Genomic DNA, 12342 nt, shown 5'->3' on the forward strand with positions numbered 1-12342 from the left:
AAGATAGGGCAATATGGATTATTTAGCAGTAAAACACACACATATGGCAATCGCCGTTTTAAGTATACTTTTATTTTATGTACGATCGTTCTCACGTATTGGCAGTGGTGCCATTGCTAAAAATAAAGTGGTATTTATTGGTAGCCATGCAACAGACACATTTTTGCTTATCTCAGCAATCGTTTTAATGGCCATTGCGAAAATAAACCCGCTGGAACAAATGTGGCTATTAGAGAAAATTATTCTCGTGATCGCATATATCGCTTTTGGCGTTATCGCCAGCAAGCAAAAAGCAATAGCAGCGAAATTAGTCTTTTTGATTATTACAACCGGTGTGATCGCGTTAATAGGTAAGCTGGCTGTGACAAAAACCGCGTTGCTACTTTAATAAAATATCCAGTAAAACCAGCTCATCGGTAAATCTTCATACCTTTGGGCTGTAAACGCGTTGGTAACTGGGCTAAAAACTAGGTAAACTAACTCTTCGTATTAATAACAGATGTTGCAGTATTAATGACCACACCTTGGTTTGAAGATGAAAACGAAACCTATCAAGATGAAAATTATGATGCATTTGTTCCCGCAGCTTTGTATCGTTGTATAAGCGCAGAAGCTAAATGGGATCCACAGGCCCACCTAAGCCAAAGCTTTGCTACCCTAAGTGAATTTGAAAACCAAATTACTGAGCTGTGCCAGCAACAAGACGATATTCATGACCGACTTGATACCCTACTTGATATGTTTTACACCAAGTGGATGTTTAGTGTATCTAGCTTAAAAGTACCTGAATACACCTTAAATAGCTTTACCTATACATTGGCTATGCGTAGTGGCTCACCAACGACCTTGGGTATTTTGTTGTGTCACTTATTACAGCATGCGGACTATGATGCTAGCGTGTGTATTTCTAATAACGACGTGAACGTTCATGTTGCCATTAGCGATGAAGAAGGCTACGTATTAGAGCCTAGTTCAGGGCAGCAAAGTTGGTATATCATTCCTGAAAATGCCAGTGAAGAAAATGGCGATGAGCAAGAGCCGTTAGAACTCATCTTTGATGAAGATGTTTATAAGCTTTATTTAGCCCAGCAAAAATGGGCGTTTATAAGCGAAAATAAATTTGGTCATGCTTTAACATGTGTAGAAATGCTGATGGAAATGTTGGGTGACGATCCGTATGAGCGTCGCGATCGTGGCTACTTGCTCAACCAACTAGATTGCCCGAAAATGGCACGTGATGATCTGCAATTCTTCATAGATGAATGCCCAGATGATCCGGCCATTGAAATTATTCAACACCAGATTGAAGAACTCGAAGATAATAATAAAACTCACCACTAAAATTTTAAGGAATCAACATGGCTGACACCCATACTGCATTGATCACCAATGATGCTGTTGTATTTGGTTTACTCGCTGTAATTCTCGGCTTTATTTTTAAAACATCACATAGTGAAAATAGTGCACTTAAAAAGTTTTACAAATATGTCCCTGCATTATTGCTGTGCTATTTTTTACCCTCGCTACTGAATACATTTGGTATTGTTGATGGCCATTCTTCTAACGTGTATTACGTTGCCTCGCGCTACTTATTACCAGCGTGCTTAATTTTACTGACAATTAGTATTGATTTAAAAGCAATCATAAATTTAGGCCCCAAAGCCCTTATCATGTTTTTAACCGGCACGGTGGGTATTGTTATTGGTGGGCCTTTAGCCATACTTGTAATGAGTGCGGTTTATCCTGATGCGGTAGGTGGCCACGGCCCTGATGCTGTTTGGCGTGGAATGACGACTATCGCAGGGAGTTGGATCGGTGGCGGTGCAAATCAAGCCTCGATGAAAGAAATGTTTGATGTTGGCGGCGACATATTCTCTGCGATGGTCACGGTGGATGTCATTGTGGCAAACTTATGGATGGCGGTATTATTATTAATGGCTGCTAACCATAAAGCGATTGACGCTAAAACAGGGGCTGATACCAGTGCAATTGAAGACTTAAAAAATCGTGTAGAGAAGTATCATGCAGAACATGCACGTATGCCTACACTCAACGATTATATGACGATTATTGCCATTGCATTTGGTATTACGGGGCTAGCCCATTTTTGTGCTGACTTTTTAGGGCCTTTCTTTGGTGCGAATTTCCCATGGGCACAAGAGTACAGCTTAAATAGTAAATTTTTCTGGTTAATTGTTATCTCAACAACCATAGGTATTAGTTTATCTTTTACTAAAGTACGCCATATTGAATCATTTGGAGCATCTAAAGTAGCGTCGAGCTTTTTATATATTTTAGTTGCCTCAATTGGTTTACACATGAATATTACAGCTATTCTTGAATCGCCTATGTATTTTGTTATCGGCTTAATTTGGATGTTAACTCATGCCAGCTTGATGCTGATTGTAGCTAAAATTATTAAAGCCCCCTTGTTTTATATGGCCGTTGGCTCACAAGCGAATGTTGGCGGAGCCGCATCAGCACCTGTGGTCGCATCGGCCTTTCACCCGTCACTTGCGCCAGTGGGTGTATTATTAGCGGTAATGGGTTACGGTGTGGGTACTTATATGGCTTATATTTGTGGATTAATGATGCAAGCAGTTGCACCTTAAGGACTAACGATGAACAATCATTTAATTAAAATTAACGACATTGAACTTGCAAACGACAAACCGTTTGTGTTGTTCGGTGGTATGAACGTATTAGAGTCGCGTGATTTAGCCATGCGCATTGCTGAACACTATGTAGAAGTTACCAGCAAACTGAATATACCGTATGTATTTAAGGCGTCATTTGATAAAGCAAACCGCTCGTCAATCAACTCATACCGCGGCCCAGGTATGGAAGAAGGACTAAAGATTTTTGAGGAAATCAAAAAAACCTTTAACGTACCTTTAATTACCGATGTACATGAGCCGCATCAAGCAGCACCCGTAGCTGAAGTAGTTGATGTAATTCAGCTGCCTGCTTTTTTAGCGCGTCAAACAGACCTTGTTGTTGCAATGGCAAAAACAGGTGCTGTGATCAATGTGAAAAAGCCACAGTTTTTAGCGCCCCATGAAATGCGCCATATCATTACTAAATTCAATGAGGCTGGCAATAATAATGTTGCACTATGTGAGCGTGGCTCTAGCTTTGGATATAACAACCTAGTTGTTGATATGCTTGGCATGGATGACATGAAGCCTATGGCACCGGTTATTTTTGATGCCACTCATGCCTTACAGCGTCCTGGTGGGCGTGCAGATTCTGCTGATGGGCGTCGAGCACAAGCCGCTGAACTTGCACGCAGCGGCATGGCATTAGGACTAGCTGGGTTATTTATTGAAGCTCACCCTAATCCTAATGAAGCAAAATGCGATGGACCTTGTGCCCTTGCATTGAGTAAATTAGAAGGTTATTTGAGCCAAATGAAAGCGGTTGATGATTTAATTAAAAGCTTTGCACCACTGGATACCAGTGCCAGCGATTTATAATTACAAAATTTGATAAACAAAGCGGCTTATAAAGTCGCTTTTTTTATCTCTCGAATATACAGCTTGGAAGTTGACGTATATAATCTACTCATAAGAAAAACTAATTCTAAGAGTGGTTAATATGTCTCGTCGCGTCCCGCCATTGAATGCCCTAAAAGCATTTGAAGCAGCTGCTCGCCATTTGAGCTTCACCAAAGCAGCTGAAGAACTTTATGTCACTCAGGCTGCGGTGAGTCATCAAATTAAAACACTTGAAGAACACCTTGGTTTAAAGCTGTTTTTGCGTAAAAACCGCTCGTTGTTATTGACCGAGGAAGGGCAGGGTTACTTTTTAGATATAAAAGAAATCTTTACCCAATTAATCGATGCGACAGAAAAACTGCTAGCGCGAGGTGCGAAAGGTTCCCTAACAGTAAGCCTAACGCCAAGTTTTGCAATTCAGTGGTTAGTACCCAGGCTTAGTTTATTTAATGAGTTACACCCTGAGATTGATGTACGAATAAAGGCGCAAGATCAAGACGAAAATTCGCTCTCTGATGATGTTGACGTAGCTATATATTATGGTCGCGGTCATTGGAGCGGCGTACAAACCCATAAGTTGCACACCGAATACCTGGTACCCTTGTGTAGCCCTATGTTGCTAACAGGGCCTAAACCTCTTGATCAACCAAGCGATTTAGCTAATCACATTTTGTTGCATGATACTACGAGAAAAAACTGGAAGACCTGGATGAAAACCGCCGGTGTTCGTAATGTACAGGTGAACCAAGGCCCTATTTTTAGCCACTCTTCTATGGTGCTCCAAGCTGCGGTACATGGCCAAGGCGTTGCAATTGGTAACAGTGTTTTAGCAAAACCAGATATAGATGCCGGACGTTTGGTGATCCCCTTTAGCCATAGTTTAGAAAGTAAAAATGCCTATTACTTGGTTAACCGTGAATCACAATCAGAGCTGGGTAAAATAGTCTCCTTTAAAGAGTGGATGCTTGATTTAGTAGAGCAAGAACAAGAGTTTTAAAATGGCAATACAATGGATAAAAGCAAAAGAGGCTCCCCACGCACAGTTTATTTTTGCTCATGGTGCAGGCGCAGGCAGTGACTCTGAATTTATGCAACAGATGGCAAATTTGCTAGCCGAGCAAGGTATTAATGTTGGGCTTTTTGATTTTGAATATATGCAAATCGCCAAGCAAACGAATAAGCGCAGACCGCCTGAGCGAGCTCCTAAATTACTCGCTTATTTTGCCCAAGTAATTGAACAAACAGAGCCAACATTGCCATTATTTATAGGTGGTAAGTCAATGGGGGGCAGAATGGCCTCAATGCTGGTATGTGAGACAAATAAAAAGATCAAGGGTGTGTTGGCGTTTGGTTACCCATTTCATCCACCGGGTAAGCCCGAGAAATTGCGTATTGAGCATTTCGGCCAAATATCATGCCCGTTTTTGGTGCTTCAAGGTGAGCGAGATACATTTGGCAGTCGTGAAGAGTTAAATGTACTAACGCTTGATAAACGCCCTGAATTTGTCTGGTTAACAGATGGCGACCATTCTTTAAAACCACGAAAAAAAAGTGGCATGACGCTTGAGCAAAATTTACAAGTAGCGGCAGAGCACGCAAGTAAATTTATTAAGCAGTATTGTTAGTTGAATTAAAGGTAAAGTAGATGATTAAATTATTTTTAATGGCGGGTAGCCTGTTTTGTATGCTATCAGTGGTACTTGGCGCATTTGCCGCCCATGGTTTAAAAAGTCGGGTTTCTGAATATGCTATCGGCGTATTTAAAACAGCTGCTGAGTATCAAATGGTCCATGGCCTTGCACTGATTGCGATTGCTATTTTAATTAAATGGGGTATTAACATAAGCTGGGCTGGTTGGTTTATTATTGCTGGTATTGTGCTGTTTAGCGGTAGTTTATATTTATTAGCAATTACAGGCCAAAAGTGGTTAGGGCCAATTACACCACTTGGCGGGGTCTGCTTTATCATTGGTTGGATTATTTTATTGGTGCAAGTAGCACGGTTTAAATTTTAATAGAGAGAATCGCGCGAACGCGCAATTAAAGGGTTTTTATGTCAAGTGTAGTGATTTACTGTCGTAGTGGGTTTGAAAATGATGCCGCTGCAGAAATAACATTTCATGCCGCAGAGCAAGGCTTTGCAGGCTATGTTAAGGCAAAACCTAATACTGGTTATGTTATTTATGAATGTTTTGAAGCGCAGCACAGCGACGAAATCATTAAAAAAGTTGATTTTAAAAATATGGTCTTTGCCCGTCAGTGGTTTGCCGGCACTTTACTTGAAAATATGCCCGTTGAAGACCGAGTGGGTGAAATCGTAAAAGCGGCAGCTGATTTTCCACTTTGTTCAGAGCTACGTGTAGAGACGCCAGATACTAACGAAGGCAAAGAGCTATTAACGTTCTGCAAAAAAATATCTACACCACTTAAAAAAGCGCTGGAAAAACAAAATACTGTTTTACGTGAACCCAAAGCTAACCGTCCAGTTATGCATGTTATGTTCTTAACTAATAACACAGCTTATGTGGGTCATTCGTACAGCTATAATAATTCACCATTTTTTATGGGTATATTACGACTGCGGATGCCAAGTGATGGCCCAAGTCGCTCAACGTTAAAGCTCGATGAAGCGTTTAATGTGTTTATTCCACCCAATGAGGTCGAAGCACGTGTTCAAGCTGGCATGCGCAGTGTTGATCTTGGTGCATGCCCCGGTGGCTGGACATATCAGTTAGTGCGCCGTGGCATGTTTGTTAGCGCCATAGACAATGGCCCAATGAACGAAGATTTAATGGAAACAGGTCAAGTTAAGCATTTTCGTGTTGATGGCTTTAAATACCGACCAGAAAAAAGAAACATCACTTGGCTGGTATGCGATATGGTAGAAAAGCCAACTAAAGTAACCAGTCTAATGATTGATTGGGCAGTTAACGCTTATGCTAAAGAGCTCATATTTAACTTGAAACTCCCTATGAAAAAGCGTTTTGATAGTGTGTATGAATGCTTAACCATGATCAAAGAAGAGCTTGAAAAATATGGTATTAGCTATGAGCTACAAGCTAAGCATTTATATCATGACAGAGAAGAGATCACAGTACACCTGAACGTGACAAAAGTGCCGCAAAGCCTATATAGCTAATTAATTTTAGTGCGGCATGAATACTGGCTAAATAAAGGTAAAAATTGATGTATAAAAACCAAAAAGTAATCTTACGATTACGCGCTAATATACCACAGTTTGAATGTGTTGAAGGGTGTCATGATTGCTGTGGCCCCGTGACAACTTCATCTGAAGAAATGTCTCGATTACCAGTAAAAACAGATGCAGAGCATGAAGCGGCGCTAAATGATTTTAACTGTGTGCATCTTGGTCCTAAAGGTTGCACTGTTTATGATGAGCGCCCATTAATTTGCCGCTTATTTGGTACTACTCCTCGGATGCCGTGTCCAAATGATCGTAAACCAGAAAAACCGGTAGACATAAAAATAGAACGTGAAGTACACCACTTTATTGCCAATACGCGACAAGTTTTGGTATAAAAACTGAGGGGACTTTAACGTCCCCTGTGGGTCATGCTATTAGCGGTATTTAGGACGGTATTGGTCTACCCATAAACGTGTTGCCCCGCACACAGCGACCGGCATGACAATCAAATTCACGATAGGAATGGCGGTAAGCAACATAACAGCTAAACCGAATCCATATGAAAGAGTTTGCTTTTGTTTTAAATCACTTTTCATTTTGTTAAAACTAATCTTATGGTTATCAAATGGATAATCCTTGTATTGCACGGCATACATCCAACATGTAAACATTACCCACAAGACTTGGCCTATTACAGGCAACACCCATAGCAAGATAAAAAAAGCCGATAGCCCTTGGTAAATAATAGCAAAGCTTCGTCCACTCACGACCAAGCATTCGTGGCACATCTTTAACAATATCAGCTAAACCATCATCATTAATTTTTTGTCCAGTTAAATGCAACTCAACTTTTTCACTGAGTAAGCCATTAAAGGGCGCGGCAATAAAGTTAGTAATAACTGTAAATAACATACTGTAACTAAATAGAATGACTAATATAGCAATAGGCCACATTAACCACTCAAGCCAGCTTAACCAGCTAGGTAGCATATTGGTTAAATAAGTAAAACCATCAGTTAGCCAGCCGTATAAAAAAAATAGTGAGCTACCAAACAGCACTATATTGATTAACAGAGGAATAAGCACAAAGCGCTTTAAACCTTTTTGGGTGATTAACTTAAAGCCCGAAAAAAAGTATTCCATACCTTGGGTAAACTGCACAAAAAATACCTCAAATTATTTTTCTCATTAAGCGAAGTATAAATTGCTCAGATTTTTTGAACAGCACTTTTAAGTAACAAAGTGTTTTTTCTTTAAGGAAGCAGCTGTATAAATAGTAGTAATTTTTAATGGTGTATAATTTAAAAAATACTAAAATCCTTATAACGGCTTAAACCTACTAAACACTTTTATTTTAGTGTTTAGTAGGTTTAACTCGATGATCCCGATATACTAATATGCCTTCACTTTGAGCACAGAGCATGTCGAAAATTTTTATTATTGGCTTACCGAGAACCGGCACAACCAGTGTGAGTGTCGCTTTATTAGAATTGGGTTTAAAAGTGGCTCATACTGCTTTTACTAAAAAAGCGTTTGAAGTGGCAGATGCAATATCAGATGCTCCTTGTTTTAGTGATTATATGCATTTAGATAAGTTATTCCCCGGCTCAAAATTTGTCTATTTGAGCCGTGATGTAGAAAAGTGGCTACCGTCAATCACCATGTTGCTTGAAAAAATGGCCCCCCATCTTGAACTAATTAATGGGCACTTTAGCCCAGTCCTTAAGCGAAGCTTTCATCTGACCTTTCCTGCTATTCATCCGTTGTGTACAACAACGCTGACTCGTCACTTTTTTGGGCATCAGCAAGAGGTATTCGAATATTTTAAAGACCGCGATGACTTTTTAACAATTGATGTTAGCGAGCCAGGAAGCCTTTTAACATTAAAACAATTTTTAGGTTTACCCATACACGGGGAGGCTAACTTTTCGAAATTGAATGTTGGCCGTAATGTGGCTAATTGGCGCGAATATAAGCACCCGAATAAAGTAAATGCGAACTTAGCTGGCGTTGAACATAGAAAGTTTTTTGATTATGCCTGAACAGTACACCTCTTTATCACGGCACTATTTGCATTGTATATCAAAGTAATAAGTTTAAAGTGGTAAAAAACAGGCCGAACAAGGTTGTTCATTTGTTACAATTCGGTATAGTTTGACAACAAAATTTTAATAAAAATTGAGATGTTCTATGCAGTTAGTCGATTTAAACCCCAATGACCAGGATGTGATTAATGTTTTTGCTGATATCGACCGACTTATTTGCTCCTTGTACCCAGTGGCCACAGCGCAATCACTTAGTGTTGAACAATTAAATCAAGATAACGTATATGCGATAGGCTTGAAAAACGAGGATGGCATTGTTGCGTGTGGCGCTATCGTTAAACAATTTGATAACCCGCCTTACGGTGAAATTCGCCGTTTATATGTTAAACCAAGCTACCGTGGTAAAGGGTTGTCTCGTCGTATTATGCAAATTCTGTTGCATCATGCAGGGGAAGAGCAAATTCCTTTGATCCGTTTGGAAACAGGCCCAAAACAAACAAAATCGATTAATTTATACGAAAACTTAGGGTTTAAATCTTGCGGACCATTTGGCAATTACAGTGAAAATCCTCAAAGTTTATTTATGGAACTTGGCCTAAATCAGTAAAGTTTTTATGGTTTTATTATGGTGCTTATACTTTATTAAGCACCAAACACTCTCCTAATCCTCCCAGTGAATCCAAGATGTTAAATATCACTCGTTACGAGTAAAAATACTTGTTGGACTTAATCTTCCTTTTTTCTTTTAATGCGCGCAATTCGCCGAGTTTGTTCTTGGCATCATTAAATAAGAGAGAAAGATAAATGAAAGAGACAACATCACTAGAACAAGCTCGCACGAGTTACAATGTTCGTCATTGGAGCCAAGGTTTTTTTGGTATAAATGATCAAGGTGATGTGTATGTTGCGCCAAAGGCTGATGCCCCAGAGCAAACCATAGCATTAATTGATATCGCCAAACAACTTGAAGATAAAGGTGTTAGTTTACCTGCTTTGGTGCGCTTTCCACAAATCTTGCATCACCGTGTACACAGTTTATGTGCTGCATTTAATACCGCAATCGAAAGCTATGGTTACCCTAAAGATTATTTATTAGTTTATCCAATAAAAGTAAACCAACAACGAGAAGTAGTTGAAGAAATAGTGGCAAGCCAAGCTTATCTTGAAAAGAAACAACTAGGTCTTGAAGCGGGGAGTAAGCCTGAGCTATTGACTGTTTTAGCATTAGCTGAAAAAACCAGTGCAGTGATTGTCTGTAATGGCTATAAAGATAAAGAATATGTGCGCCTTGCACTGATTGGCGAAAAGTTAGGCCACAAAGTGTATATCGTACTTGAGAAACTATCAGAGCTGGACATGGTACTTAGCCAAGCAAAAGAGCTTAACGTAAAACCGCGTATTGGTATTCGTGTACGTTTAGCGTCGCAAGGCAAGGGAAAATGGCAAGCGAGCGGTGGTGAAAAGTCAAAATTTGGTTTATCGGCTTCGCAAGTATTACATGTTGTGAACCGCTTAAAAGAAACTGATCAGCTTGATTTAGTGCAGTTAGTGCATTTTCATTTAGGGTCGCAAATGGCTAACATTCGCGATGTTCGTCTTGGCGTAAGTGAAGCGGCACGATTCTACTGTGAATTACGTAAACTCGGTGCACAAATCGAATGTTTAGATGTAGGTGGCGGTTTAGCTGTTGATTACGACGGCACGCGTAGTCAATCACATAACTCGATGAATTACAGCTTAGGTGAGTATGCTAATAATATCGTGTATACCATTGGCGATATTTGTAAGCAGTATGAGCAACCATTTCCGACGATTATATCAGAGTCTGGCCGTGCACTAACGGCGCACCATGCGGTGCTTATTTCGAATGTCATTGGCACTGAAAGCTATGTACCCGAGGATATTCAAGCACCAACAGCCGATGCACCGTTATTATTGAAAAATATGTGGCAGTCGTGGCAGCAATTACATGTACTTACTGATGACCGTGCATTAATTGAAATTTATCACGATAGCCAAAGTGATTTAGCTGAAGCGCATAACCAATTTGCAATGGGCTTATTAGATTTAACTCAACGCGCGTGGGCTGAACAAATTAACTTAAGAGTGTGTTACGAGCTTAATAAACACATGGATAATAAAAACCGTTTTCATCGGCCCATTATTGATGAACTTAATGCGCGGTTAGCGGACAAGTTTTTTGTTAACTTCTCACTGTTTCAGTCATTACCTGATGCGTGGGGGATTGATCAGGTGTTTCCGGTATTACCATTAAGTGGTTTAACAGAGGCACCAAAAAAACGAGCCGTATTATTGGATATCACTTGCGATTCAGACGGTGCGCTTGAGCATTATGTGGATGGTCAAGGTATTGAAAGTACACTACCCGTTCCGGAATTTTGTGCTGAAAAACCGTATTTAATGGGCTTTTTTTTGGTGGGCGCATATCAAGAAATCTTAGGAGATATGCATAATTTATTTGGTGATACTCACAGTGCCATGATCACTATGGATGAACATGGCGACGCCCGTATTGTAGAGATTAACCAAGGTGACACGGTGGCAGATATGATGCGCTATGTTCATCTTGATGTTGAAGGCTTTCAGTCTTCTTATGCACAGCTGGTGGTGAGTAAACTTCCAGTAAACGAACAGCAAAGTGTGCTTGATGAATTGCAAGCGGGCTTAGACGGTTATACATATTTAGAAGAGCTTTAATATGACCACCTTGTTTGATCATACTGATCATTCGTTATATTCCAACGGCATGACGTTTTTGCGTCAGCCTATGGTACAAAATATTACTGATATCAATGCAGATGTGGTGGTGCTTGGCTTGCCGTTTGATTTGGCGACATCGGGTCGCCCAGGGGCACGTCTGGGGCCTGACGCAATTCGTCGTGCATCGGTGCACTTAGCGTGGGAAGAAACTAAGTACCCTTGGACGTTTCCTTTGTTTGAACGTTTAAAATTAGCAGATGCTGGGGACTTTACTTACCCAGTTGGCGACCCTGAGTATTTTACTGCGCAGCTTGAATTAGCCGCGGAGCAAATTTTACGTCAGGGTAAAACATTACTCGGCCTAGGGGGTGATCATTTTGTTACTTTGCCTTTACTGCGTGCCCACGCTAAACGCTTTGGCAAAATGGCTTTAGTGCATTTTGATGCGCATACCGACACCTACAGTAATGGCTCGCGTTATGATCACGGCACTATGTTTTATCATGCGCCTATGGAGGGGCTGATAGATGTAGAGCACAGCATTCAAATCGGTATTCGTACTGACTTTGATCAAAGTAAACATGAATTTGCAGTCATTGATGCGATGGCAGCAAATGATTTATCGGCGCAAGTGATTGCTGAGCAAATTTTAGCGCGGGTGGGGGAGTTACCTGTGTATATTACTTTTGATATTGATTGTTTAGACCCTGCATTCGCGCCCGGAACTGGGACGCCAGTGTGTGGCGGCTTGACCAGCGACAAAGTGCTGAAAATTATACGCGCACTCAAGGGCATAAATATGGTAGGAATGGATGTTGTAGAAGTGTCGCCGTCGTATGATCAAAGTGAGCTCACTGCAATTGCAGCTGCGACCATTGCTAATGAATTACTGCATTTATGGACGTTAAAACATAAGTACTGATTGAGCACTTTAA

At 40.5% G+C, this 12342-nt stretch carries 13 protein-coding genes and 1 pseudogene; 13 read left to right on the forward strand and 1 reads right to left on the reverse strand.

From position 1 onward, the window contains the following. Window positions 1–13 precede the first annotated feature (13 nt). The 9 genes from ACU8V8_RS05155 (at window position 14) to ACU8V8_RS05195 (ending at window position 7036) form a co-directional block, all read left to right on the forward strand. Complete coding sequence (locus tag ACU8V8_RS05155) at window positions 14–388, forward strand: SirB2 family protein (RefSeq protein WP_290210736.1); 375 nt, start codon at window positions 14–16, stop codon at window positions 386–388. Window positions 389–513: 125 nt separating this feature from the next. Continuing rightward, window positions 514–1341: a tetratricopeptide repeat protein gene (locus ACU8V8_RS05160; RefSeq protein ID WP_087534244.1), complete on the forward strand. Its 828-nt coding sequence runs from the start codon at window positions 514–516 to the stop codon at window positions 1339–1341. Window positions 1342–1358: 17 nt separating this feature from the next. After that, entirely contained in the window at window positions 1359–2612 is a 1254-nt protein-coding gene (locus ACU8V8_RS05165; RefSeq protein WP_087534245.1) for a DUF819 family protein, read from the forward strand. Window positions 2613–2621: 9 nt separating this feature from the next. Beyond that, on the forward strand, window positions 2622–3476 hold the full coding sequence (kdsA, locus tag ACU8V8_RS05170; RefSeq protein WP_290210737.1) for a 3-deoxy-8-phosphooctulonate synthase: 855 nt from the start codon (window positions 2622–2624) through the stop codon (window positions 3474–3476). Between the two features lie 121 nt (window positions 3477–3597). Beyond that, the gene (locus ACU8V8_RS05175; RefSeq protein WP_290210738.1) at window positions 3598–4494 is read left to right on the forward strand and encodes a transcriptional regulator GcvA; all 897 of its coding nucleotides are present in this window, start codon (window positions 3598–3600) and stop codon (window positions 4492–4494) included. A 1-nt stretch (window position 4495) separates the two neighbouring features. After that, the gene (locus ACU8V8_RS05180; protein WP_446889022.1) at window positions 4496–5122 is read left to right on the forward strand and encodes an alpha/beta family hydrolase; all 627 of its coding nucleotides are present in this window, start codon (window positions 4496–4498) and stop codon (window positions 5120–5122) included. 20 nt (window positions 5123–5142) lie between these two features. Then, window positions 5143–5511 carry a DUF423 domain-containing protein gene (locus tag ACU8V8_RS05185; protein ID WP_290210741.1) on the forward strand — a complete coding sequence of 123 codons (369 nt, stop codon included), beginning with the start codon at window positions 5143–5145 and terminating at the stop codon, window positions 5509–5511. A 38-nt stretch (window positions 5512–5549) separates the two neighbouring features. After that, window positions 5550–6635, forward strand: a complete 1086-nt coding sequence (gene rlmM, locus ACU8V8_RS05190; protein WP_290210742.1) for a 23S rRNA (cytidine(2498)-2'-O)-methyltransferase RlmM — start codon at window positions 5550–5552, stop codon at window positions 6633–6635. A gap of 47 nt (window positions 6636–6682) precedes the next feature. Then, window positions 6683–7036 carry a YkgJ family cysteine cluster protein gene (locus ACU8V8_RS05195; RefSeq protein WP_446889023.1) on the forward strand — a complete coding sequence of 118 codons (354 nt, stop codon included), beginning with the start codon at window positions 6683–6685 and terminating at the stop codon, window positions 7034–7036. 39 nt (window positions 7037–7075) lie between these two features. Here the strand turns inward: ACU8V8_RS05195 and cysZ are convergent. Then, window positions 7076–7784, reverse strand: a pseudogene (gene cysZ / locus ACU8V8_RS05200) (sulfate transporter CysZ). A gap of 278 nt (window positions 7785–8062) precedes the next feature. Here cysZ and ACU8V8_RS05205 point away from each other — a divergent pair. From ACU8V8_RS05205 to speB, 4 genes are all read left to right on the forward strand, one after another. Then, window positions 8063–8683: a sulfotransferase gene (locus ACU8V8_RS05205; protein WP_290210744.1), complete on the forward strand. Its 621-nt coding sequence runs from the start codon at window positions 8063–8065 to the stop codon at window positions 8681–8683. Between the two features lie 148 nt (window positions 8684–8831). Beyond that, a complete protein-coding gene (locus ACU8V8_RS05210; protein ID WP_290210745.1) occupies window positions 8832–9293 on the forward strand; it encodes a GNAT family N-acetyltransferase in 462 nt (153 codons plus the stop codon). Window positions 9294–9490: 197 nt separating this feature from the next. Beyond that, window positions 9491–11404, forward strand: coding sequence for a biosynthetic arginine decarboxylase (gene speA, locus ACU8V8_RS05215; protein ID WP_290210746.1), 1914 nt, complete (start codon window positions 9491–9493; stop codon window positions 11402–11404). A gap of 1 nt (window position 11405) precedes the next feature. Next, window positions 11406–12329: an agmatinase gene (speB, locus tag ACU8V8_RS05220; protein ID WP_290210747.1), complete on the forward strand. Its 924-nt coding sequence runs from the start codon at window positions 11406–11408 to the stop codon at window positions 12327–12329. Window positions 12330–12342: the final 13 nt, after the last annotated feature.

Source organism: Pseudoalteromonas sp. SaAl2, assembly GCF_052947895.1.